We start from the raw sequence: 24,506 nt of genomic DNA on the forward strand, positions 1-24,506 counted from the left end.
CGGGAGTCCCCACGTACGAGCAACCATGCACATCAAAAAGCTCGTCTTGGACAACTTCAAGAGCTTCGGGCGACGAACCGAAATCCCCTTTTACGAGGATTTCACCACCGTTAGCGGTCCGAACGGCTCCGGGAAGAGCAACATCATCGACAGCGTCCTGTTCGCGCTCGGGTTGGCGCGAACGCGGGGCATCCGCGCCGAAAAGCTGACCGACCTCATCTACAACCCCGGCCACGCCGACGGGAGCGAAGAACAGAGCGGCCCGCGGGAGGCCATCGTGGAGGTCGTACTCGACAACGGCGACGGCACGCTGGACCGCGCGCAGGTCGTCAACGCCGCTGGCTCGGAGAACGTCGGCGACGTGGGCGAAATCGTCATCAAGCGCCGGGTCAAGGAGACCGAGGACAACTACTACTCGTACTACTACCTCAACGGCCGGTCGGTCAACCTCTCGGACATTCAGGACCTGCTCGCGCAGGCCGGAGTGACCCCCGAGGGGTATAACGTCGTCATGCAGGGCGACGTGACCGAGATTATCAACATGACGCCGTACGAGCGTCGCCAGATAATCGACGAAATCGCGGGCGTCGCGGAGTTCGACGCCAAGAAGGAAGACGCGCTCGAAGAACTGGAGACGGTCAAAGAGCGCATCAGCGAGGCCGAACTCCGCATCGGCGAGAAGCAGGACCGACTCGACCAGTTGGCCGACGAGCGCGAGACCGCCCTTGAGTATCAGGGACTGCGCGACGAGAAACAGGAGTACGAGGGCCACCTCCGGGCCGCCGAGTTGGAAGAGAAGCGCGAAGACCTTTCGAACACGCGCGCGGACATCGAGGACCGCGAGACCGAACTCGCCGACCTGCAAGCCGAGTTGGACGAAAAGCAGGGGCGAGTCATCCGCCTCGAAGACGAGTTGGAGGAGCTGAACGCCGAAATCGAGCGGAAGGGCGAAGACGAGCAGTTGCGCATCAAGAGCGAAATCGAGGAAGTCAAAGGCGAGATTTCGCGCCTCGAAGACGCCATCGAGTCCGCCGAAGAGAAGATTCAGGACGCCGAAAACACCCGGCGACAGGCGTTCGTCGAAATCGACCGCAAGCAAGAGAACGTCGAGGAGTTCGAGTCGGACATCCGCGATTTGAAGATAGAGAAGTCCTCGGTGAAGGCCGACGTACAGCAGAAGGAGGCGGAGTTGGAGGAGGTCGAGACCGAAATCGATGCCATCGACACCGAGTACGACGAGGTGAAAGCCGAACTCGCCGCGAAGAAAGACGAACTGGAGACCCAGAAGAGCGAGCGAAACGACCTCCAGCGCGAGAAGGACCGACTCATCGACGAGTCGCGCCGACGGTCGAACGCCGAGCGCGACACGGAACAGGAACTCGACGAGGCCCGCGAGTCGATTCCCGAACTGGAGACCAAACTCGACGACCTCGAAGACGAGTTGGCGAAGGCCGAGCGCAACCGCGCCCAGATAGACGACGTGGTCTCGGACCTCAAGCAGGAGAAACGAGAGCTACAGGACGACCTCGATTCGGTCGAGGACGAGATTCAGGCCAAACAGCAGGAGTACGCCGAACTCGAAGCGAAGGCCGGACAGAGCGGCGACTCCTCGTACGGCCGCGCGGTGTCCACGATTCTGAACGCCGAGAAACCCGGCGTTCACGGCACCGTCGGCCAGTTGGGCGGCGTCAACCAGAAGTACGCCACGGCGTGCGAGACCGCCGCTGGCGGCCGGATGGCGCACGTCGTGGTGGACGACGACGGCGTGGGCCAGTCGTGCATCGAGTACCTGAAGTCCCGGAACGCCGGGCGTGCGACCTTCCTGCCCCTGACCGAGATGCACGACCGGAACCTCCCGAGCGCGCCGAGCGTTCCCGGCGTCGTGGATTTTGCGTACAATCTCGTGGACTTCGACTCGCAGTTCTCGGGCATCTTCGCCTACGTCCTCGGCGACACGCTAGTCGTCGAGGACATGGAGACCGCCCGCGACCTGATGGGCGACTACCGACTCGTGACCCTCTCAGGCGAACTGGTCGAGAAGAGCGGCGCGATGACCGGCGGGTCGTCGTCGGGGTCGCGCTACTCCTTCTCGAAGTCCGGCAAGGGCCAGTTGGAGCGCGTCGCCCAGCGAATCAACGAGTTGGAGGACGAGCGCAAGTCCATCCGCGAGGACGTGCGCGACGTGGAGGGCCGACTGGACGACGCCCGCGACCGCAAGAGCGATGCGACCGATCAAGTCCGGTCCATCGAGTCCGACATCGAGGCGACCGAGGACGAACTCGACTCGGTGAAAGCCCGAATCGGCGACCTCGAAGACGAACTCGTGGCGATGGAGACCGAACGCGAGGCCGTCAACGAGCAGATGGAGGAGTTAGAGGCCAAAATCGACGACCACGAGGCGACCATCGCCGACATCGAGGACGCCATTGCAGACCTCGAAACCGAACTCGAAGACTCGAAGATTCCGGAACTCACCGCCGAGGCCGAGGATATCGAGACCGAGATAGACGAGTTAGAGGCCCGGATGGACGAGTTGGACGGCGAACTCAACGAACTCCAACTCGAAAAACAGTACGCCGAGGAGGCAATCGAGGACCTTCACGACGACATCGAGCAGGCCCAAAACCGCAAAGCCGACCAGGAGGAGACAATCGAGGAGTTGGAGGAGAAAATCGAGGACCAAGAGGCCCTGCTCGAAGAAAAACGCGAGGCCGTCGCGGAACTCGAAGACGAACTCGCCGACCTCAAAGACGAGCGCGGGGACGTGAAAGACGACCTCCGGGAGGCCCAACAGGAGCGCGACGAGAAGAAGTCCGAGGTCGAGTCCGTCGAGAACCGCCTCGAAAGTTTAGAGCGGAGCGCCGACCGACTCGAAGACGACATCGCGGAACTCGAAGACGCGGTCGGCGACTACGACGCCGACGAGATTCCCGACCTGCGGGAGGTCGAGCGGAACATCGAGCGTCTGGAACGCCAGATGGAGGAGTTGGAACCTGTCAACATGCTGGCCATCGAGGAGTACGACGACGTGCAAGCGGACTTGGACGACTTGGAGGAGCGCAAGTCGGTCCTCGTCGAGGAGCGCGAGGGCATCCGCGAGCGCATCGACTCCTACGAGGACCAGAAGAAGGCGACGTTCATGGACGCCTACGAGGCCATCGACGACCAGTTCGAGGACATCTTCGAGCGCCTGTCGAACGGGACCGGGACGCTCCACCTGGAAGACGACGAGGACCCCTTCGATGGCGGCCTGACGATGAAGGCCCAACCGGGCGACAAGCCCATCCAGCGCCTCGACGCGATGTCCGGCGGCGAGAAGAGTCTGACCGCGCTGGCGTTCATCTTCGCCATCCAGCGGTACAACCCCGCGCCGTTCTACGCGCTGGACGAGGTGGACGCCTTCCTCGACGCCGCGAACGCCGAGCGCGTCGGCGAGATGGTGGACGAACTCGCGGGCGACGCCCAGTTCGTCGTCGTCTCGCACCGCTCGGCGATGATGGAGCGCTCCGAGCGTGCCATCGGCGTCACGATGCAAGGCGACAACGTGAGTACGGTGACGGGCATCCAGTTGGGCGAGAGTGACGAGGAGGTGCCCGCAGATGATTGACGAGTCCGATGGTGACGACGACGAGAGCAACGAGGACTTCTCGCTGAACATCGCGGGCCACGAGGAGGAGAAGCGCAAGCGCGAGGGCGAGACCTCGGACCTCTTGGGCGATGAGGATGACGAGGGGTCCGAATCGTCGGACGACGCCGAGGAGTCTGAGTCGTCGGGCGATTCGGTCGAATCGCCCGACAACGGCGAAAACTCCATTATTAGCGAGGAACTGGGGGTGAACCCGGACCCCGGCGACGACGAGGCCGAACCCGTCGAACTCCTCGTGCAACTCGCTGAGGACGGCGAAATCGAGCCGTGGGACATCGACATCGTGACGGTCACCGACAAGTTCCTCGACAGACTCGACGGCGCGGACCTCCGGACCTCGGGCCGGGCGCTGTTCTACGCGAGTGTCCTGCTCCGGATGAAGAGCGACGCGATGCTGGCCGACGACGACCAGGAGGACGTGGAACCGGAGGACCCGTGGGACGACTGGGGACCCGGCGCGGACGCGCCGCGACCCGACGACGGGGAGTTCCCCGACTTCGACCCGGTCGAGCAGTTGGAAGACGAAATGGAGCGTCGCCTCGACCGCAAGAGCGCCCGCGGGTCGCCCGAGACGCTTGACGAACTCGTCCGTGAGTTGCGAGAACGCGAGCGCGGGTCGTGGTGGAAAGAATCCAGAAGCTACGACACGACCGACTCGCCGTCGGGGTTTCAGCGGGGAACCCAGACGCTCGACTACCGGACGGACGACGACATGCGCGTCGAGGAAGAACCCTCCGCGGACGACGTGACGGGCACGGCCCACGCCGAGGACATCGAGGCGGTCATCGACGACGTGCGCGAGGAGTTGCGGGACCACTACGAGAAGGGCCGGTCCGAGGTGCTGTACGCCGAAATCGACTCCATCGGCGGGTCCCGAATCCAGACGTTCCTCGCGCTGCTGTTTCTCTCCCACCGCGGGACCGTCACCTTAGAGCAAGACGACATGTTCGGCGATTTGTGGGTCGAAGACGCCGAGACCGCCGAGGAATCCGAAACGCCCGCGATTGCCGACTGACCGCCGGAGTTGAGTTGGTCTCGGCGCTCCGCAGACCTTTCAGGCCGAGGATTCCGGCAATTCGTTCTGCGCGTCTTCGGACTCTCCTTCGTCGTCGGCCACCGTTTCACGCTCTTGGATGGCTTTGACCTCGTGTATCAGTTCCTCGTGGTTGTAGACGATGTCGGTACTGGTGACGATGCCACAGAGGACGCCATCGGCCGCGACCGGGAGGTGTTTGACGGTGTTGTCGGCCATCACCTCGACGGCCTCGCTGACGGTCGCCGTCGGCCGGACCGTCACCACGGGGTCGGTCATCACGCGCTCGACCGGCAGGCGACTGAACGGTTCGTCGGACCTCGCGCCCGCCTCCACCGCGTCCGACCGCGTGATGATGCCGGTCGGCGTCTCGTCTCTCAGGACGATGACGCTCCCCACGCCGTAGTGGAGCATTCGGTTCGCGGCGAGTCGGAGCGTGTTGTCGATGTCTATCGTGACGACCCGCTCGGTCATCACGTCGCTGACTTTCATACCCGGATATCTCGCCGGTGACACGAATACCTGTCCACCTCTGGTCGGCCGACGCTCGTCTGCCTCGGTCGGCCAACCGACGTCGCGTCGTGCGCTCGCTCAGTTCAGGTACTCGCCGACGAACGGTTCGACGCGCTCGCGGGTCTCGTCGGGAATCGCCTCGGTCGGCGTGTTGATGGTTCCTTCGAGCGCGTGGCCGCAGTCACAGTCGCGCTCGTCGGGCATGTTCCGAACTGCGTGTTCGACGACTTCCTTGATGGCCTCCTCGTTCTCCGCGGCGTTGTTCAGCACCTCTTGGAGCGTGACCTCGCTGTCTTCTTTCCACACGTCGTAGTCGGTGACGCCGGTAATGGTGGCGTAGCACATCTCGGCCTCGCGGGCGAGTTTCGCCTCCGGAATCGTCGTCATGCCGATAACGTCCCAGCCTTGGTCGCGGTAGAACTCGCTCTCGGCGCGCGTCGAATACTGCGGTCCCTCGATGCAGACGTAGGTGCCGCCTTCCTCGGAATCCGCGTCGGTCGCCGTCTCGCACGAGTCGGACAGATGTTCGACCATGTGCGGGCAGTAAGGGTCCGCGAAGGGCATGTGGACGACGATGCCGTCGCCGAAGAACGTCGAGTCTCGATGCTTCGTCCGGTCGAAAATCTGGTCGGGAACCAGCAGGCTCTGGGGCGGCAGGTCCTCGCGCAGGCTTCCGACCGCGTTGCTCGACAGGATTCGCTCGACGCCGACCTGCTTGAGCGCGTGGATGTTCGCCTTGTAGGGCGCGTTCGTGGGCGTGTGCTGGTGGTCCGGGCCGTGGCGCGGCAGGAACGCGACCTCTTTTCCGGCGAGTTCGCCGATGGTGACCGGCGCGCTCGGGTCGCCGAACGGCGTCGAAATCTCTTCCTCGCGGGTGTCTTCGAGCGGCAGTGCTTCGTAGATTCCGCTTCCGCCGATGAAGCCAATCGTCATGCCCCACAGTCGTGTCGGCGGGTACTAAACGGCTATCCTTCGCCATCGCAACGGACAGTCTCCGTTCAGGTCGGCGCTCTCCGAGACCCGCCGGTCGAAGGCCGTCGAACGGCCGGTCAGTGGGCGGGGTTGTAGGCCTCGGAGAAGACGTTCAGGACGACGACGCCGCCGACGATGAGTGCCATTCCGACGACGCCCGCCGCGTCAACCGTCTCGTCGAACAGGAAGACGCCGAGGAGCGCCGCGGCCACGATTCCAATGGCCGACCACGTCGCGTACACCAGCCCTATCGGTAACTCCTGCAGAGTGAGACTCAGGAGGTAGAACGACCCGATGTACCCGGCGACGACGACGAGCGACGGAACGAGGTTCGTGAACCCCTCCGAGAACTTGAGCGCCGCGGTGCCGGTCACCTCGGCCGCGATAGCGACGCCCAAGTAGAGATACGCTTTCATATCTCGGCCTTCTGTCTCCGGTAGTAAAATTCCATCTGTTCGACTTTTTCCGGGACCGAGCGCCGGAGCGTCCCCGGACGTACACTCTCTTTGGCGCGGAGTTAGGCTCCCACGCCCTCATTCTCGACGAGTCGCCACATCTCGCCCTCGTCGGCCAGCACGTCCCGGCGGACCATCTCGTTTAACACTTCGTCCATCCGGTCCGGTTGGGCTATCTCCATCTCGATGCGTTCCACGTCGTGGAACTCGCTGAGCAGGTGTCGAATCTCCTCGGTGGTGAACTGCTCGCCGTCGGCCTTATCCATCACGCCGCTGGTGATGTCGATCATGTCCTCGATGAAGTTCCACGGGTAGACTATCCACGCCCACTCGTCCAGTCCCTCCCCGATGTAGTCCGGTTCGAACTCGCTGGTCTGGAGGAGTTGGAGCGTCGCGGTCCGGACCTCCCCGGCGTCGCGGTCGGTAACGTACTCCTCGGCGCGCTCGATGGACCCGCCGGTGTCGGCGATGTCGTCGATGATGAGTACGTCTTTGCCCGCCACGCTCCCCTCCGGCATCGGATAGCGTACCTCGGGTTCCGCCGACTTCTCGGCGGTTCCGACGTAGTGTTCCATCTTCAGACTCGTCAGGTCGTCCATCCCGAGGAAGTCACAGATACACCGCCCCGCGAACCACCCGCCGCGGGCCAGCGCGACCACCACGTCGGGGTCGAACGAGTCGTGTTTGACTTGGTCGCTGACATCGCGGCAGAGACCGTAAATATACTCCCAGTTCGTAATCGTGCATTTGAACTCGTCGGGGAGTTCGCTCATACCACCTCGCAAATCGAGGCCCTGCACACTTAACCGTTTACAGGTGGGTTTCGCGTCCGTCTCGGCGATTTTGGGCGTGTCTGGTGGTTTCGTGGGCGGCGGACGTGTCGGCCGTCGATTCGTCCCACAAACGCCTAAGGGGGCCGCGCAACTGAGTGCGAGCATGGACACGCGACGCGCCCTACAGGTCGATGCCTTCGCCGACGAACCGTTCGCGGGGAACGCCGCCGGGGTGGTCCCCGACGCGGACGACCTCACCGAGAGCCAGATGCAGGCCATCGCCAACGAACTGGCGGTCAGCGAGACCGCGTTCTTCCGGTCAAGCGACGAGGCCGACCGCCGGGTTCGGTACTTCACGCCGACGACCGAAGTGGACCTCTGCGGACACGCAACCATCGCCTCTCACGCCCATCTGCTGGAGGAAGGCGTCGTCTCGCCCGGCACTCACAGCCTCGAAACCAACGTCGGCGTCCTCGAAATCGAAATCGAGGACGACGGCACCGTCTGGATGACCCAGGACCGCCCCGAAGTCCGCGAGGTGGACCTCGACTACGAGCGACTCGGCGACGCGCTCGGCATCGACCACGCCGCGATGGAGGACGTTGGCGCGGACCTCCCGCTCGCGGTCGCCTCGACCGGTCTGCCCTTCCTCGTCGTACCGGTGAACTTCCTCGAACATGTCTCGGCAATGGACCCCGACTTCGGCGAAATCGAGACCATCACCGACGAGGTGGACGCGACCGGACTCTACGCCTTTAGCTTCGACGCGCTCGGCGTCGATTCGACACTCCACGGCCGGATGTTCGCGCCCGCCGCGGGCGTCCCGGAGGACCCGGTGACCGGCACCGCCAGCGGCGCGACGGGTGCCTACCTGCGCGAGGTCGAGGCGTTCGACGGCGAGGGCGTCCCCGAGGAGATGGTCTTCGAGCAGGGCCACTTCGTGGACCGACCGGGCCACGTCCGCGTGTGCGTGGGCGAGCAGGTGCGCGTGGGCGGTCGGGCGGTCACGGCGCTCGACGGCGAGTTACGAGTTCCGGAGATGGAGGACGGCGACGACATTATCAATGCGGCGGAGTAGGCAAATGAGGCAACGTTTTGCATAGTAATTAGAACGGATCGGCGCTTTTCAATCATCTATTCCACAATTACTATTCGGTAACTATAGTATATAATACCAAATATGGAGATAACCAATGCGAATATTGATGCTCGATTAACTCTTGTACCCTCCGCATTTGAGAACACGAAAACTGACATAGTGGCTAATAGAAACATCATCATCAACGAAAATAGGTCTGCGTCTTCCATACTTTTAGTTAAATATATGATAGTAACTTGATTCCGGTTTTAATGTCCAATTTCAACATAACATTTTACTCAGTTAAAGGTGAAAAATAGTGTGGTGGTTCTCATAAATAGAGACCCTATTTCACCCCTCTAAATATTATTTCACTGCTGTTCGCCGAACTGGAACTCCTCGGCGTCGTCCTCGCGCTTGAGTTCCGACATCTGGCGGCGCGTCTCCGACACGTCGTGTTCGACTTCCGAGAGGCGTTCGTCCAGCACCGACAGAATCTCGCTCTTCACTCGCTCGCCGTCGAAGCGCTCGCGCATCTGCTCTTCGACCGCGGCGGTGAACACCCGCACGAACGCTGTGACGGTACCGATGGCCCAGACGACGACGCCGAGGAACGCCAGCGCGAGACCCGGCGCGGCCGTGGTAAGCGCGGCCGTGAGCGCCGCGCCGTTGGTCAACTGTTCGTACCCTTCCGCGATTCCTAAGAGGACGCCGCCGCCGACCAGCGCACCACCGAGAAGGGTAGCGATTCCGGCAAGGACGACGTAGTAGACTGCCCACCGAAGCGAACGACTCGCATCCATGTCCGAGAGAGGCGAGCGCGGGAGTATAAACGCATCCGTTTTCTCGTCGGAGTGAACGACTGTCGGTTGTGGCGTCGAAGTAGAGCAATTGTCGGTTGTCGGGGAGTACAACGGTTGTCAGTTGTGAATAGGTGGCTAGCTACTACCGACGCCACTCAGACCCCACGGCACCGCCACTGCACAGCACCGCGCCCCGAACCTCCCGACCGCGCCCTCGGCCGCGCTTGCAGTTCCGCGCGGCCGAGGACGCGGCGCGTCCCGTGGTTGGTGGTGCCGAGCGCGTCCCGTGGTCGCTGACACGGGGCGAGTTCCGAGACGATTCGGCGAGCGCACTCCGGTGGTTCGTTCCACCGAGCGCGTTCGGAAATCCGCCGACTCGGACGTTCGTTGGCAAAAATTGTCGGCGACTGGGCACGGCTCCCGACGTTACAAAATCAAATCCGGTTACGAGTTAATATCCATTTCGCTAACCGGTCGGAACATTCTTTATTCACCTTCTTGTTCTCCCACATGCACCAATGGCTGTACTCTGGCTGGACGAAATCACCGCGGACGACCTCGAACTGGTCGGCGGGAAGGGCGCGTCGCTGGGGGAACTCACCGGCGCTGGCCTGCCGGTCCCCTCGGGGTTCGTGGTTTCGGCTGGCACCTACCGCTCGTTCATCGAGGAGACGGGAATCGACGAGGAACTGTTCGAGGTCGTAGACGTGGACACCGAAGACTCGAAGGCGCTCGCGGAGGCTCAGTCTCGGGCCAAGGAACTCGTTTTAGAGACCGAGATGCCCGAAGAGATTCGCCAAGAAATCTACGACTCCTACGACCGGATGGGAGACGGCGAGGACTTCGTGGCGGTCCGCTCGTCGGCGACCGCCGAAGACCTGCCCGACGCCTCGTTCGCCGGGCAACAGGAGACGTTCCTCAACGTCACCCGCGAAGACCTTGTAGACCGCGTCAAGCGATGTTGGGCGTCGCTGTTCACTCAGCGCGCCATCTACTACCGCCAAGAGAAGGGCTTCGCCCACGACAAGGTGGACATCGCCGTCGTCGTCCAGCGCATGGTGGACGCCGAGAAATCCGGCGTGATGTTCACCAGCCACCCCTCGACCGGCGCGCCGCGCATCATCATCGAGGCCGCGTGGGGTCTCGGCGAAGCGGTCGTCTCCGGGTCGGTCTCGCCCGACAACTACGTCGTGGACCGCGAATCGGGAGCGGTCGAGGAGACCACCATCGCCGACAAGAAGACGATGATGGAGAAAGACGACGCGACCGGCGAGACCGTCGAGCGCGAGGTCGCCGAAGACCTTCGCGAGACCCAAGTCTTGGACGAGCGCGACATCGAACGCCTCGTGGAACTCGGCGAACGTGTCGAAGATCACTACGAGACGCCCCAAGACGTGGAGTGGGCCATCGTGGACGGAGAGGTCTTCATGCTCCAGTCTCGGCCCATCACGACCATCGACGACGACGCGGAAATCGAGACCGACACCGAGGCGAGCGCCGCCGCTGACTCCGAGGGCATCGCCGACGGGAGCGGTGCGGTCGAGGCCGCCAGCGGCGGCGCGAGCGACACCGGTTCGGGCGGTGGCGACGACGTACTCGTCTCCGGTCTCGGCGCGAGTCCGGGCATCGCCTCGGGCGCGGTCCGCATCGTGGACCAACTCGACCAACTCGACAAGGTGAGCGAGGGCGACATTATCGTCACCGAGATGACGACGCCCGACATGGTGCCCGCGATGAAGCGCGCGGCGGGCATCGCCACCGACGAGGGCGGCATGACCAGCCACGCCGCCATCGTCTCGCGCGAACTCGGCGTCCCCGCAGTCGTCGGCTGTACCGACGCCACAACGACGCTGACCGACGACCAGCGCATCAGTCTCGACGGCGACAAGGGCACCATCACGGAGGGTCGCACGGAGACCTCCGACGAGCGCGAACCCATCGAGGAGGCCCGCCCGAAGACGCCGGTCAAGCCGATGACCGCGACGGAGGTGAAGGTCAACGTCTCCATTCCGGAGGCCGCCGAGCGCGCGGCGGCGACGGGCGCGGACGGCGTGGGCCTGCTCCGGATGGAACACATGATTCTGTCCACGAACAAGACGCCCGCCAAGTACATCGAAGACCACGGCGAGGACGCCTACGTCAACGAAATCGTGGAGGGAATCCGCGGCGTCGCCGACGAGTTCTACCCCCGGCCCGTCCGGGTCCGGACGCTCGACGCGCCGACCGACGAGTTCCAGCAGTTGCAGGGCGGCGAGGACGAACCCGACGAACACAACCCGATGCTTGGCTACCGGGGCATCCGACGGAGCCTCGACCGGCCGGACGTGTTCAAACACGAACTCGACGCGTTCGCCCGCCTCTACGAGATGGGCTACGACAACGTCGAAATCATGTTCCCGCTGGTCAACGACGCCGAGGACGTGATTCGGGCGCGCAACCTCATGGCGGAGTCGGGCATCGACCCCGACAAGCGGACGTGGGGCGTGATGATAGAGACGCCCGCCTCGGCGCTCGGCGTCGAGGGGATGGCCGAGCAGGGCATCGACTTCGCCTCGTTCGGCACGAACGACTTGACCCAGTACACCCTCGCGGTGGACCGCAACAACGGGAACGTCGCCGACCGGTTCGACGAACTCCACCCCTCGGTCCTGCAACTCATCAGCCAGACCATCCGGACCTGCCGGGAACACGACGTGGACACCTCCATCTGCGGGCAGGCCGGGTCGAAGCCGAAGATGGTCCAGCACCTCGTGGACGAGGGCGTCAGTTCCATCTCGGCGAACATCGACGCGGTCCGTGACGTGCAACACGAAGTCAAGCGCGTCGAGCAGAAGCTATTGCTCGACTCGGTGCGCTAACGACTCTCGGGCGAGTGAGTTAGACCGACCTGCTTTTTGCCGGTCTCACTGAGTAGGCCGCGATTAAGACACGAAATACACAGCTACGCCCGCGAACGCGGCGTCACGATACCCTCGGTTTATGAGGACGGCCGTTGGACGGGACTGAAAATGGCGTCACGCAGAGCCGCGCTCGTCGTCGCCCTCCTCGTCCTCGCTGGCTGTGCCGGAAGCGCCGACGGCCCAGCGGCGACGACGGCGACAACGACCACGACGGCGAACGACGAACCGATAGCCGACACGCCGACGACCACCGCCGAGAACGGAGCCGGGGCGAACGGACCCGAAGCGAACGAACCGGGGACCAACGAAACCGCGACGAACGACTCGTCGGTCAACGCCTCGCTCCCGCCGGGGGTGAACGCCACGGGGGTCGAGGACCCCGAGGCGCTGGTCGCCGCCCACCGGAGCGCGCTGAACGGGACCAGTTTCGCGTTCCGCTTCCGGTCGAACGTCTCGGTCGGCCCTGCGAACCAGTGGACGCTCCAGCGCGGGCGCGTCGCGGCGGGTCTCTCGCCGCTGGTCGTCCACTCGACCAGCGTCCGGCAGTTCGACGGCGGCACTTCCTCGACGGCGACGGACCTCTGGGCCAACGAGACGGCCGTGGTCGTCCGATACGATGGGGACAGCCGGAGCGAACTCCGGCGCTACAACCGCTCGGGCGGGAATGTCGCCGACGAGACGTGGGCACACCTGCCCAGAGCCGACCTCGACTCGCAGGTCACCCAATCGTGGCTCCTCGAACTCGCGCTGGCCGCCGGGGAGTACGAGCGCGTCCGGACCGAGCGAGACGGCGACGACGAGCGAAACCCCACCCGCTCCGCGCGCAACGAGACACGGACGATGACGGTCCTGCGCGCGACCGACCCGGTCGCGGCCGCCAACTACACTGACCTCCGCTCGACAATTCGCGTGGACTCGGAGGGCCGAGTCCACTCGCTGTCGCTGACCGCGACCTACGAGGGCGACAACGAGACCCGGATTCACTACGAGTTCGAGCTGACCGAGGTCGGCGACGCCACGGTCCAGCGCCCGGCGTGGGTCGGTGCCGCGACGCGGCCGACGACCACGCGCTCGGAGAACGCGACGACGACGGTGTCGGTAGAGACGACCGCCGAAAACGCGACAGCCGTGACGACCACGACAGAGAGCTAAGTCGGATTTCCAACGAGTCGAATCGATTCGCGCTATCGCACGATTCGACACATCCGCCACGTTCAAGCCCTCCGGATACAAGCCTGAGAACATGACACGCTCTGTCTGGCTCAAGGCCGACGACGCGGTCGGCGACTGGGACGCCCGCCGGAAGCGAATCACGGCGGGACTCGAAGCGGGCGTCGATTGGGTACTGGTAGACGCCGCCGACGTGGAACGAGTGCGCGAACTCGGCGAGGTGAACGTTGCGGTGTTCGCCGACGGCGACGCGCAGGTCATCGACGGGAGCGACTCGCGGGCCGAGGCCGACGCCTACATCGTCGGCAAGGACGGCGAGGGCGACGGGACTGTGGACCTGCCCAACGACTTCTCGGGGTCGGCGGACCTCTCGACGCTCCGGCGCGATGACGACCGGGCGGACGGCGCGTACGTCCGCATCCTGAACGAGGACTACGAGGCGTTCGCCGAGGCGGCCGCCAACGAGGCCGACTACACCATCGTCGTCGGCGAGGACTGGACCATCATCCCGCTCGAAAACCTCATCGCGCGCATCGGCGAGGAGACCGACCTCGTCGCGGGCGTCACCACGGCCGAGGAGGCCAAGACCGCGTTCGAGACGCTGGAAATCGGGAGCGACGCCGTCCTGCTGGACACCGACAGCCCCGACGAGATTCGGGAGACCGTCGAGGTCCGCGACGAGGCCGAGCGCGAGACGCTCGAACTGGACTGGGCAGAGGTCACGACCATCGAGCGCACCGGGAGCGCCGACCGCGTCTGCGTCGATACGGGGAGTCTGATGGACCACGACGAGGGGATGCTCGTCGGGTCGATGTCGCGCGGCCTCTTTTTCGTCCACGCCGAAACCGCCGAATCGCCGTACGTCGCCTCCCGACCGTTCCGGGTCAACGCTGGCGCGGTCCACGCCTACGTCCGGACGCCCGACGGCGGCACGAAGTACCTCGCGGAACTGAAGTCCGGCGACGAGGTGCAACTCGTTGACACCGAGGGGCACACACGCGAGGCGACGGTCGGCCGAGTCAAAATCGAGAAGCGCCCGATGTTCCGGGTGGTCGCCGAGTTCGACGACGGCGACCGGGTCGAGACGCTCCTCCAGAACGCCGAGACCATCAAGGTCGCCACGAGCGAGGGGCGCAAGGCTGTCACCGACCTCGAAGCGGGCGACGAACTCCGGGTCTTCCGCGAGGGCGGCGCTCGGCACTTCGGCGAGGCGGTCGAAGAGAGCATCATCGAGAAGTAGCGCCGTCGGTCCGCGACGAGTTACGTCGGGTTAACGCGAGACGGCGTTGCTTTCGGTCGGTCCGTTGGGACCCTCGCGCTCCGGAAGCGGCGTCGTACACCACTGACAGAAGTCCAGTTCTTCGTCCACGGGCTTGCCGCAGTAGGGGCACTGCTCGCCCTCCTCTTCGTCGGGTTCGCGCTGGAGCGCCAGCCAGTAGGCGTCGATGGAACTGAACAGGCGAACGACCCAGATGGGGAGCAACGTTTCCCAACCGAGGTCCTGCGTCGCCTCCATCGCGGCCTCGAACGCGGCCGAGATGTCTCCCGAGGCGGCCGCCGTCTCGGGGAGCGGGACGAACAGCAATACGGCGCTGACCATGAACGCGAACCACATCGCCGAGCGAAGCCACTTTCGGAGGTAGACGTGGCCGAGTCCGGGGAGGAAAAACGACAGCAGTGCGCCCAACCACGGACGCTTCTCGGAATTCGTACGAGTCACTACTCGGCGCTAACCGGCCGACGCTAATAAATGCTGTCCCACGAAACCGGCGCTATCCGTCAATGCAGGCGCTCTATTTTAATTTCTCCACGAGGTTCGCCAGCGTTTCGAGGTCGTACTGGCCCGGCGCAGTCGCGTCTTCGGGTTCAACGGGAGCGTAACCAATCGCCGACCCGTAGAGGGGCGCGACCGCCCGCGAGTGGCGACCGGGCGCGCCCATCGCCATCGTCGCCACGCGCTCGCCCGCGGCGTCGAACTCGTGGGTGACCGCCAGCAGGTCCAGCACGTCGCTCCGACGCTCGGCGGTGACCGCGAGTTTGCCCACGTCGGCGCGCTCGGTGGCGGTTTCGAGGTGCCCGCGCAGGTCGGCTTTCGGCGGCGTGCGCTCGAAGTTGTGGACCGAGGCGACGACGCTCGTTCCGGTCCGGCGCGCGCGCTCGGCGACGCGCTCGCCCTCGCCCGCGGTGAGGCTCTTCAGTTCCACGTCCACTGCCCCGACGCAGGCGAGTTCCGCGGCCTCCGCGAGTTGGGCGAGTCGCCCCTCGTCGTCCTCGGCCTCGCCGCCCTCCCACGCCGCGCGGTTGGTGGCGAGGACGGGTAGTCGGCCGTCGTAGTCGTCGAGCGCCGCGAGCGGGTCGCTGGCGAGGTCCATCCGGAACTCCACGGCGTCGGCGTGCTCGCGGGCGCGGGCCTCCGCGTCGAGGTCGGTGAGACTCGCGGCGAGGACGAACTCCTCGAAGTTCATGCGTGGGTCTCTGTCGGGGGCGTGGAAAAGTGTACTCGTTGCGGGGACGGCGAGCGAAACGACGCCGAAGCGCGAGTCGTCCGGGCGTCGGAGTCACTTCTCGCCGAACGGCCGATGGCTGACGACGTACCGGTCGCCGTCGCGCTCGTAGCCCTCGACCGTGTACAGCTGCAACTGTCGCTCCTGTTTGGTCTTGACCTCGAAGTCGTAGTTCTCGGCATCGTACGCGAGGTCTTGGCCCGCCGCGAACTCGCGGTGGGCGTCGAGTCGCCCGCGGGTCTTCTCGTCGGCGAATCCTTCGATGTCCGCGAGGCGGTCGTCGAACACCTCGCGGAACTCCGTGCTGAGTTCGTAGCCCGCCGAGTTGCGCCCGGCGACCATCGCCGCGAGGCTGGTGGTTCCGGTGCCCCAGAAGGGGTCTAGAACTGTGTCGCCGTACACCGAGTACATGTTGATGAGTCGGTAGGGAACCTCGAAGGGGAACGCCGCCGAGCGCGTCCGGAGGTCGTCGTGGTCCAGTTGTTGCCCTTCGCCCTGCACGTCGGTCCAGAGGTCCGAGAACCAGTCGTTGCGCTCCTCCCAGAAGTACGCGGCCTCGTAGCGTCGCTCGGCCCCTGGCTCGAACGACCGTCGGTCGCCGCCGTTTCGGAAGAGCAGGACGTACTCGTGTTCGAGCGTCGCGTAGGCGTTGGGCGGCACCATGCCCGACCCCATGAACTTCGTGAGGCTGTTGACCGGCTTGCGCCACAGCACGTCCGGCAGGAGGTCGAAGCCTCGGTCCCGGAACCGGGTGATGAGTTCGGCGTGGTTCGGGTAGAGTTGGAAGCCGTCGCCGACGCTCCGCGTGGCATCCCCGACGTTGACCGCGGCGACGCCGCCGTCCACGAGGACCCGCGAGAGTTCGTCCCAGACGGGAGCCAGCGCGGCGTGCATCGCCTCGAAGGCGGCCTCGCCGTCGCCCTCGGCAAGCAAGTCCTCGATTTCGGGGTCCAACCCTGCGAACAAGTCGTCCCACATCGCTATCATGGGATACGGCGGCGAGGTGACGACGAGTTCGACGGAGTCGTCGTCCAGCGCCGTCATCTCGCGGGCGTCGCCAACGTGAATCCGGTGTTCGGTCTCCATCCGCTCTGTAACCCGTCTCTGGGGGCGTTACAACTCTCTTTCGGTTTCGTACACTCGGTAACTAGAAACGTTCGCTCGCTCGGGTCGTCGTCGTGTCGGCCGTTCCGACCGACGAACGGGGTCTCGCCGACGACTCAGGCCATCGCGGGGGCCTCTTCGGCCTCCAGCAGTTCGTGGTAGCGGTTGCGAATCGTGACCTCACTGATGTCGGCGACCTCGCTGACTTCCGCCTGCGTGGTCTTCTCGTTGGTCAGGAGCGCCGCGGCGTAGACGGCGGCCGCGGCGAGACCGACCGGCGACTTGCCGCTGTGGACGCCCTTCTCCTTGGCGGTCTGGAGCAGTTCGCGGGCGCGGTGTTCGGCCTCGTCCGAGAGGTCGAGTCCGGAAGCGAACCGGGGGACGTAGCTCTCGGGGTCGGCGGGTTTGACTTCGAGGTTGAGTTCCCGAACGACGTAGCGGTACGTCCGGGCGACCTCACTCTTCTCGACGCGGCTTACGTCCGCAATCTCGTCCAGACTGCGCGGGACCCCCGCCTGTCGCGCGGCGGCGTAGACGCAGGCCGTCGAGACGCCCTCGATGGAACGACCGGGCAGAAGGTCCTCGTCGAGCGCGCGCCGATAGATGACCGATGCCGTCTCCCGGACGTTGTTCGGCAGACCGAGCGCGGAGGCCATGCGGTCGATTTCGCCGAGCGCCTGCTTCAGGTTGCGCTCCTTGCTGTCTCGGGTTCGGAATCGCTCGTTCCACTTTCGAAGTCGCTGCATCTTCTCGCGCTGGCGCGACCCCAGCGAGTTACCGTAGGCGTCCTTGTTCCGCCAGTCGATGTTGGTCGAGAGACCCTTATCGTGCATCGTGTTCGTCGTCGGCGCGCCGACACGGGACTTCTCGTTTTTCTCTTTGGAGTCGAACGCGCGCCACTCCGGGCCGCGGTCAACTTGGTCTTCGTCCACGACGAGTCCGCACTCCTCGCAGACGGTCTCGCCGTGTTCGGTGTCCGAGATGAGGTTACCGCCGCACTCGGGGCAGGCGGTGGACTGTTCGGACTCTTCTTCGACCTGTTCCTCTTCTTCCGTTCGCTTGACTCGCGTAGTTACGTCTGACATGATGACTCCTCGTTGCGGAGATGGCGCGGGCTACCGGGCAGGGAGAACCTGAAAAACCCGGTCTCAATTCCTTGACGTTGGCTTCTTCCGAAAGGTATTTAGTATTTTCGGAAACGGATTTGGCGAGTATCGTGAACGGTACACATGCCACGTCGAGACGCCAGTCTCGATTCTCCGCCGGGAAAATTTAAAACCCGTCTTCCCCGGTCCGAGCGCGGGCGTCGGACGATTTAACCCAACGGGCTTCGAAGGCTCCGGCGATGGCAGTCCAGACCGATCACGTTGCGGCCCGAGTCGTCTCCTTGGCCCCGAGCGCGACCGAGACCCTGCGGGCACTCGGCGCGACTGACCGCCTCGTCGGCGCGACCCACCACTGCGACGCCGACGCTCCGGCGGTCGGCGGCTGGCTCAATCCCGACTACGAGACCATCGCCGACCGGGACCCGGACCTCGTGTTGACCGCCGACGATCTGCAGGACGACGTGGCCGACGCGTTGCGCGAGCGCGGCCACGAAGTGGTTCATCTGACGCCGAGTACGCTGGAGGAGGTCGTCGAGTCGTTCGCCGACCTCGGCGCGGCGGTGGGCCTGCCCGACGAGGGCGAGGCGCTGGTCCGACGCGCGCGGAGTCGCCTCGACCGCGTTCGGCGACTCGTCCCGGACGACGACGCCGAGCGCCCCGCGGTCTACTGCGAAGAGTGGTCCGAACCGCCGATGGTCGCGGGCAACTGGGTGCCCGAGGTGGTCGAAGTCGCGGGCGGGCGCTACCCCTTCCTCGAACCGGGCGAGCGCTCCCGCGAGGTCTCGACCGCCGAGGTAGAGGCCGCCGACCCGGACCACGTTGTCTTGCACGTCTGTGGCCACGGGGCCTGTGCCGACCCCGAGACCGTCACCGACCGCGACTGGGACCTCTCGGCGATAGCCCGCGACAACGTCCACGTCGTGGACGACTCGCTGTTGAATCAGCCGAGTCCGCGACTCGTGGAGGGCGTCGAGCGACTGGCCGCGCTCCTCCATCCCGAGGCGTTCGACGCGTAGCGCCGCCGGAGCGCAACCGCCAAGTCGGCCGGGCGTCTCCACTCGCCCATGCGAGTCGGCGTCGGAAGCACCAATCCCGTGAAACGCGCCGCGACCGAGTCCGCCCTGACCGACTTTTCGGCCACGACCGTCGAGTCGGTCGCCGTCGAGTCGGGCGTGAGCGAGCAACCGGTCGGCGAGCGAGAGACCGTCGCGGGCGCACGGAACCGCGCCCGCAACGTCCTCGACGCGGGCGACTACGACCTCGGCGTCGGACTGGAAGGCGGTGTCGCCGAGGTCGAAGGAACAGAGGGACTCTTTCTGATTATGTGGGCGGCCGCGACCGACGGCGAGCGCGTCGGTCGCGGCGCGGGTCCCCGCCTTCGCCTGCCCGAGTCCATCGCGGGCAGGGTCCGGGACGGCGAGGAACTGGGACCGGTGATGGACGACGTGCTGGACATGGAGAACGTCGCCGAGAAGCAGGGCGCGGCGGGCGCGCTGACCGGCCACGTCATCGACCGCGAGGGCGCGCTCGAACAGGCTCTCGCGGGCGCGCTCGGGCCGTTCGTGACCGAGTTGTACGACTGAGACGATTCCCGCAAGCCGTCACTCCCGAATGCGCTCTGTCTCTCGCTCGCCGACCGTCTCGAAGTCGAGGTCGCGGTCGAGCGTACCGCTCCGGAAAACAATTACTGTGACTGCTGGTGCGAACGCCGAAAGGCGAATCGCACGTCGTCAGTCGTCGGTCGGTTCCGCCGCGGCCCGCGCGTCCTTGCTCTCCTCGACGGCCGTCGTCAACGAGACGTTCAGCCACAGCATCGAGGCGACGCCACCGACCAGCGTGACGATGTTCTTGACGGCGTGGTCGAGGATGGCCGCGCCGAGCGCGATGCTCCAGCCAATCGGGGTCAGACCGACCACGAGCAGGGTGAACGCGCCCTCGTAGAGACCGACGCCGCCGGGCGACAGCGGCAGGACCTTGGCGAGGTTGCCCACGCTGACCGCGAAGAAACACACCGCCACGAGCATCGGAACCGGGAGCGAGACGGTCGGGAACGCGACGAGTACGAGCAGGGCCGTCAGCACGTCCAGCGTCCAGATGGCGAGACTGCTCGCGCCGACCGTGAGGAAGGCCCTCCGGTTGCCCGCGACAGTCTGTACGTCGCCCGTGAATCGCTCGACGATGCCCGCCACGTAATCGGCGTACGAGTCGCTACTGATGCCCGAGACGACCTCGCGGACGAGATTGCGGTCAGACCGGGCGCTCAACACGATGACTCCGACCGCGAGGATGGCCGCGGCACCGACACCACCAGCGACGTAGAGAGCGGTCTGTCCGGCCGCGCCGTACTCACTGCCCGCAGCCGCCTCGCCGCCTGCTGGCCCGGACCCGAACAGCGTCGATTCGAGACCACCGGTCGCGCCGGTCAGCGCGAGACCCATCAGGACGACGCCCGCGAGCATCGTGATGGTTAGCAGGTCGAAGACGCGCTCGACCGCCAGCGAGGCGAACCCCGTGGGATAGGGAATCGACCGGCGGGCCTTCACGACGTAGGCGCGGACCGCGTCGCCCGCCCGTGCGGGGAACACGAGGTTCCCGGTCTGGCTGACGAATATCGCCCCCGTGAGGAAGTTCGCGTCCTCGGTGTAGCCCAGTTCTTCGAGGATGTCGCGGTACCGGCTTCCGCGCAGGGGCCACGAGACGGCGTAGACCAGCGCGGCGAGACCGACCAGCGCCGGATCGGCCTGACTCATCCGCTCGACAACGTCGCCGAGTGGGAGATACTCGCCCATCAACACGACTGCCACGATGGTCAGGAGGATGCCCGCGGCGATGGAGACGCGCTTGGTGATGCGCGGTTGGACCGAAAACTCCCACCAACAGCGCATAATCTGGCTCCCCATCCCGAACACGTCTCGGACGATATCTACTTTCGAGTCGCCCTTGGGTTCCCAATCGACCGCGAACTCCTTGACGCCGTAGCCCCGGCGCTGTGCGCGCACGAGGACTTCGGTGTCCCAGAACCAGTGTTCGTCCTCCACATCCTCCAGCACGTCGAAGAGCGCGGTCCGGTCGAATGCCTTGAACCCGCACTGGTGGTCGCGCATCTCCGACCCGAGGAACGTCCGGGTCAGTCCGTTGAACCCCCGACTCGCCACGTCGCGCTTGGCGGGCCGGTCGGCCGTCTCGCCCGGCATCCAGCGCGACCCGGTGGCAAAGTCGTACTCGCCCGACCGGACGCTCTCGACCAGTTCTTCGAGGTGGCGCATGTCCGTGGCGAGGTCGGTGTCGAAGTACACCAACGTCTCGCCGTCAGCGGCCTCGAAGGCGCGATTCAACGCTCCTCCACGGCCCAACCGCTCGTCGCTGTGGTAGTGGCGGACCCGCTCATCCTCGGCGGCCATCCGGTCGGCGATTTCGGGCGTGCGGTCCTCGCACCCGTCCTCGGCGACGATGACCTCAAAGGTTCCCGCGGGAAGGAATCCGTTTAGCGTGGCGAGCGTCGTCTCGACCGTGTTCTCGATGGTCGCCTCCTCGTTGTAGGCCGGAAGGACGACGCTCACTTCGACTCCACGACCGCTCATTATCGAAGAGAGTCTTTCCGCCCGCCTAAGTACCTTCTGCTCCGTTCCAGCCAGTACACGCCCCTAAGCCCGACCTTGCGGCGTCGTTCACGCTCGTTCACGTCGAAAAGCCCTTGTGGAAGCCAGTCGCGGACTCGTTACGCTCGGTAATCCGGGCTTACCTCGCGGTGCGACCCCGAACGGTCGCCCGCCGAGAGGTCCCTCTCGCTACCCGGCGTCTCCGCGGAACGTTCTCTGGAAATTTCGGATTAACCAGCCGTACCAACAGTCCCCTCGGGGGTGGTTTAGTTCAAGCAAAATTGAGGTGAAAACGCAAGAGGGCGAGGTGTTAACTCCACGTACCAAATCCACTAAGACGGCTTCGGCCCAAGGACTGAGTACGTCATGAGCACGACCGCAACTGCTGGCACGACGACCCTGACCGACAAGCAACAGCGCATCCTCCAGTACCTCCGCGAGAAGGGCCAGATGAAGACTTACTTCAAGTCCCGCCTCATCGGCGACGAACTCGGCATGACCGCCAAGGAGGTCGGCGCGAACATGACCGCCATCTCCGAGGGCGAGTTCGACATCGACGTGGAGAAGTGGGGCTACTCCTCGTCCACGACATGGAAGGTCACAGCCTGACGGGTCTCGGAGTCCGACGCCTGCGACGCTGAGACACCCGAGACGACCGGTGCCGGTACGTGCTCGGGGGAGTGGGTTTCCCGCCGTCCGTTCGGTCCCGTTATTCGTTTTCTCTTTTGAAGTTTCGCCACGACCGTTTCGCCGACCAGCCGAGCAGTCGCTCGGCCTTGCTCGCGTCAGTAAAGAGTATCGGACTGCGAGCGACTGAAACGCTACGGATCGAACGAGATGAACTCGTCGGCCTCGGCCGCGAACGTCGCCGCGCCCTCGCCGAACGAGTCGGCGTACCGGACGAGCAGAGTAATGACCGTCTCGGGGTTCCGGACCGCGTAGCCGTCCTCGCGGTCCAACAGGCCCGCGTCTTCGAGGTCGGCGGCGTACTTGCTCACGGTCGGTCTCGATACGTCCAGCGCGTCGGCGAGGTCGCTACCGGTCGCCGACGGGTCGCGCAGTAACTCGACGAGCATCCCCCGCGGCGTCTCTCTGCGGAGGTAACCCAGTGCGACCTGCTCGAACGAGGAGAACTGCTCGGCCGGGTAGAACCGGCGGTAGTCGCCGTCTCGTCGGCTCTCGACCACGCCCGCGTCGAGCAACTGTCGGAGGTGGTGCTGGGCCTCTCCCGTTCCCAGTTTGAGGTCGTCACGGACCTTCGAGAAGTGCGCGCCCGGCGTGGTGGCGACGTAACCCGCGATGGCGTCGCGGGCCTCGCTCTCGCCGCTGTCGGCCTCGGCTCGAAACGACGCCAGCGGCGTGGCGGCCCCCAAGACTGCAAATCGGCGGAGGGTCGCTCGCTTATTTTCATCCACTTCGGAGCGCTCAACCATCTACAACCGAAGGGTCGGCATGGAGGATTAAAACACCTTCGGCTTGAGGGGTGGTTGCACGGCCGAGGGTTTTAGGACCGACCGGAGAGCGGCCGTGCCAACGGTCGCGGGGTAGTCGGCGAGTCGTCGTTTCGGGCATCGGTCACGATTCGGTCGCTCGCGCGACGATTCCGAGCGTTACCGAGGACGCTGAATCCCGCGAGACGGGAAGATGCCCCTCACGGACTGAAACGGCGGAAAATCGAAAGCGGCGAGCGGACTACTTCTCCAACTCGGCGTCCATCTCGGCCTGCACGTCCTCCAAGTCGGGGTCGTCTTCGTCCATCTCCTTGATGACCTCGTCGGCGCTCTTGATGCTCGCGGGGTCCTCGCCCTCCTTGATGGCTTGGGCCTCCTGCTCCATCGCTTCCACGTCCATCTCGGCCTCCTCGTCTATCTGGCCGAGGATTTCCTCGATGTTGTCGAGACCGATGAGTTCGCGGGTCTCCTCGTCGAAGTCGAGGCTGTCGAGTTCGCCGTTGTCTTCCTTCACGTCGCTCCCGGTGAGATGCTTGCCGTAGCGGCCGAGCATCGAGGAGAGTTCCTGCGGGAGGACGAACGTCGTGGACTCGCCCTGACCGATGCTTTCGAGCGTCTCCATCCCCTTGTCGATGACTGCGCGCTCGCCCATCGACTCGGCGGATTTCGCCCGGAGAACGGTCGAAACCGCGTCACCCTGCGCTTCCAGAATCTGGCTCTGCTTTTCACCTTGCGCGCGGATAATGTTGGACTGCTTGTCACCTTCTGCCGTCTCGACGGCGCTCCGTCGCTCACCCTGCGCTTCCAGAATCATGGCGCGGCGCTTGCGCTCCGCGGAGGTCTGTTGCTCCATCGCCTGCTGCACGTCCTTGCTCGGGTTCACTTCCCGGACTTCGACGCTTTCGACGCGAATACCCCACTCGTCGGTGGGTTCGTCCAGTTCGCGCCGGATTTTCGCGTTGATTTCTTGGCGCTTGTTCAGCGTGTCGTCGAGTTCCATGTCACCCAGCACGGCCCGCAGGGTCGTCTGCGCGAGGTTCGACACTGCTCGCTTGTAGTCTTCGACTTCGAGGAACGCCTTCTTGGCGTCCATGACCTTGATGTAGACCACGGCGTCGGCGGTCACCGGCGAGTTGTCGCGGGTGATGGCTTCCTGCCGGGGCACGTCGAGGGTCTGGGTCCGCATGTCGAAGCGGTGGGTCGCGCTCACGAACGGCGGCACGAAGTTGATACCGGGTTCGAGGAGCTTTCGGTACTCACCGAACACCGTCAGCGCGCGCTTCTCGGTCGCATCGACGATTTCGACCGCCTGCCAGATGGTGATAACTGCCAGTGCAAGGACCAGCAGTGCGACTATCGTGAAACCGCCTGCCGCGGCGGCCTGTAGTGGAACCAACAT

General features: G+C 64.9%; 21 protein-coding genes. 9 read left to right on the plus strand and 12 right to left on the minus strand.

All coding sequences use genetic code 11. The features are described 5' to 3' along the window. Nucleotides 1-25: 25 nt before the first annotated feature. Complete coding sequence (gene smc, locus EP007_RS10290; RefSeq protein WP_128477570.1) at nucleotides 26-3,607, plus strand: chromosome segregation protein SMC; 3,582 nt, start codon at nucleotides 26-28, stop codon at nucleotides 3,605-3,607. After that, nucleotides 3,600-4,661 carry a segregation and condensation protein A gene (locus tag EP007_RS10295; protein ID WP_128477571.1) on the plus strand — a complete coding sequence of 354 codons (1,062 nt, stop codon included), beginning with the start codon at nucleotides 3,600-3,602 and terminating at the stop codon, nucleotides 4,659-4,661. The genes smc and EP007_RS10295 overlap by 8 nt, the downstream gene beginning before the upstream one ends. Before the next feature lie 39 nt (nucleotides 4,662-4,700). Here the strand turns inward: EP007_RS10295 and EP007_RS10300 are convergent, their stop codons facing one another. From EP007_RS10300 to EP007_RS10315, 4 genes are all read right to left on the minus strand, one after another. Then, nucleotides 4,701-5,171: a CBS domain-containing protein gene (locus EP007_RS10300; RefSeq protein ID WP_128477572.1), complete on the minus strand. Its 471-nt coding sequence runs from the start codon at nucleotides 5,169-5,171 to the stop codon at nucleotides 4,701-4,703. A 99-nt stretch (nucleotides 5,172-5,270) separates the two neighbouring features. Beyond that, on the minus strand, nucleotides 5,271-6,125 hold the full coding sequence (mtnP, locus tag EP007_RS10305) for an S-methyl-5'-thioadenosine phosphorylase (protein WP_128477573.1): 855 nt from the start codon (nucleotides 6,123-6,125) through the stop codon (nucleotides 5,271-5,273). Nucleotides 6,126-6,241: 116 nt separating this feature from the next. Then, nucleotides 6,242-6,580, minus strand: a complete 339-nt coding sequence (locus EP007_RS10310) for a DMT family transporter (RefSeq protein ID WP_128477574.1) — start codon at nucleotides 6,578-6,580, stop codon at nucleotides 6,242-6,244. A 101-nt stretch (nucleotides 6,581-6,681) separates the two neighbouring features. After that, entirely contained in the window at nucleotides 6,682-7,392 is a 711-nt protein-coding gene (locus EP007_RS10315; protein WP_128477575.1) for a phosphoribosyltransferase, read from the minus strand. 163 nt (nucleotides 7,393-7,555) lie between these two features. Here EP007_RS10315 and EP007_RS10320 point away from each other — a divergent pair, with 163 nt between their 5' ends. Further along, nucleotides 7,556-8,470, plus strand: a complete 915-nt coding sequence (locus EP007_RS10320; protein ID WP_128477576.1) for a PhzF family phenazine biosynthesis protein — start codon at nucleotides 7,556-7,558, stop codon at nucleotides 8,468-8,470. A 371-nt stretch (nucleotides 8,471-8,841) separates the two neighbouring features. Here EP007_RS10320 and EP007_RS10325 read toward each other — a convergent pair whose 3' ends face one another. Further along, nucleotides 8,842-9,273, minus strand: coding sequence for a hypothetical protein (locus EP007_RS10325; protein WP_128477577.1), 432 nt, complete (start codon nucleotides 9,271-9,273; stop codon nucleotides 8,842-8,844). Nucleotides 9,274-9,791: 518 nt separating this feature from the next. Between EP007_RS10325 and ppsA the strand changes: the two genes are divergently transcribed. The 3 genes from ppsA (at nucleotide 9,792) to EP007_RS10340 (ending at nucleotide 14,583) form a co-directional block, all read left to right on the plus strand. After that, nucleotides 9,792-12,131 carry a phosphoenolpyruvate synthase gene (gene ppsA / locus EP007_RS10330; RefSeq protein ID WP_128477578.1) on the plus strand — a complete coding sequence of 780 codons (2,340 nt, stop codon included), beginning with the start codon at nucleotides 9,792-9,794 and terminating at the stop codon, nucleotides 12,129-12,131. A 150-nt stretch (nucleotides 12,132-12,281) separates the two neighbouring features. Beyond that, entirely contained in the window at nucleotides 12,282-13,325 is a 1,044-nt protein-coding gene (locus EP007_RS10335) for a hypothetical protein (protein ID WP_128477579.1), read from the plus strand. Nucleotides 13,326-13,416: 91 nt separating this feature from the next. Beyond that, the gene (locus EP007_RS10340) at nucleotides 13,417-14,583 is read left to right on the plus strand and encodes a 3-dehydroquinate synthase II (RefSeq protein WP_128477580.1); all 1,167 of its coding nucleotides are present in this window, start codon (nucleotides 13,417-13,419) and stop codon (nucleotides 14,581-14,583) included. A gap of 30 nt (nucleotides 14,584-14,613) precedes the next feature. Here the strand turns inward: EP007_RS10340 and EP007_RS10345 are convergent, their stop codons facing one another. From EP007_RS10345 to EP007_RS10360, 4 genes are all read right to left on the minus strand, one after another. Then, nucleotides 14,614-15,063 carry a zinc ribbon domain-containing protein gene (locus EP007_RS10345; RefSeq protein WP_128477581.1) on the minus strand — a complete coding sequence of 150 codons (450 nt, stop codon included), beginning with the start codon at nucleotides 15,061-15,063 and terminating at the stop codon, nucleotides 14,614-14,616. 73 nt (nucleotides 15,064-15,136) lie between these two features. Beyond that, nucleotides 15,137-15,808 carry a type I 3-dehydroquinate dehydratase gene (locus EP007_RS10350; RefSeq protein ID WP_128477582.1) on the minus strand — a complete coding sequence of 224 codons (672 nt, stop codon included), beginning with the start codon at nucleotides 15,806-15,808 and terminating at the stop codon, nucleotides 15,137-15,139. A gap of 93 nt (nucleotides 15,809-15,901) precedes the next feature. Beyond that, entirely contained in the window at nucleotides 15,902-16,933 is a 1,032-nt protein-coding gene (locus tag EP007_RS10355) for a DNA-methyltransferase (RefSeq protein WP_128477583.1), read from the minus strand. 134 nt (nucleotides 16,934-17,067) lie between these two features. Beyond that, nucleotides 17,068-18,036, minus strand: a complete 969-nt coding sequence (locus EP007_RS10360) for a transcription initiation factor IIB (RefSeq protein WP_128477584.1) — start codon at nucleotides 18,034-18,036, stop codon at nucleotides 17,068-17,070. Nucleotides 18,037-18,296: 260 nt separating this feature from the next. Here EP007_RS10360 and EP007_RS10365 point away from each other — a divergent pair, with 260 nt between their 5' ends. Together EP007_RS10365 and yjjX are read left to right on the plus strand one after the other, a co-directional pair. Continuing rightward, nucleotides 18,297-19,073: a cobalamin-binding protein gene (locus EP007_RS10365; protein ID WP_128477585.1), complete on the plus strand. Its 777-nt coding sequence runs from the start codon at nucleotides 18,297-18,299 to the stop codon at nucleotides 19,071-19,073. 48 nt (nucleotides 19,074-19,121) lie between these two features. After that, the gene (yjjX, locus tag EP007_RS10370) at nucleotides 19,122-19,640 is read left to right on the plus strand and encodes an inosine/xanthosine triphosphatase (RefSeq protein WP_128477586.1); all 519 of its coding nucleotides are present in this window, start codon (nucleotides 19,122-19,124) and stop codon (nucleotides 19,638-19,640) included. Between the two features lie 147 nt (nucleotides 19,641-19,787). Here yjjX and EP007_RS10375 read toward each other — a convergent pair whose 3' ends face one another. Next, entirely contained in the window at nucleotides 19,788-21,638 is a 1,851-nt protein-coding gene (locus EP007_RS10375) for a flippase-like domain-containing protein (RefSeq protein ID WP_128477587.1), read from the minus strand. Nucleotides 21,639-22,022: 384 nt separating this feature from the next. On the opposite strand from EP007_RS10375, the gene EP007_RS10380 reads away from it, so the two are divergent. Beyond that, a complete protein-coding gene (locus EP007_RS10380; RefSeq protein ID WP_128477588.1) occupies nucleotides 22,023-22,265 on the plus strand; it encodes a DUF7123 family protein in 243 nt (80 codons plus the stop codon). Nucleotides 22,266-22,477: 212 nt separating this feature from the next. Here EP007_RS10380 and EP007_RS10385 read toward each other — a convergent pair whose 3' ends face one another. Together EP007_RS10385 and EP007_RS10390 are read right to left on the minus strand one after the other, a co-directional pair. After that, nucleotides 22,478-23,089, minus strand: a complete 612-nt coding sequence (locus EP007_RS10385; RefSeq protein ID WP_128477589.1) for a winged helix-turn-helix transcriptional regulator — start codon at nucleotides 23,087-23,089, stop codon at nucleotides 22,478-22,480. Nucleotides 23,090-23,348: 259 nt separating this feature from the next. Continuing rightward, nucleotides 23,349-24,506, minus strand: a complete 1,158-nt coding sequence (locus tag EP007_RS10390; protein WP_128477590.1) for an SPFH domain-containing protein — start codon at nucleotides 24,504-24,506, stop codon at nucleotides 23,349-23,351.

Source organism: Halorussus pelagicus (assembly GCF_004087835.1).
GTDB classification, from domain to species: domain Archaea; phylum Halobacteriota; class Halobacteria; order Halobacteriales; family Haladaptataceae; genus Halorussus; species Halorussus pelagicus.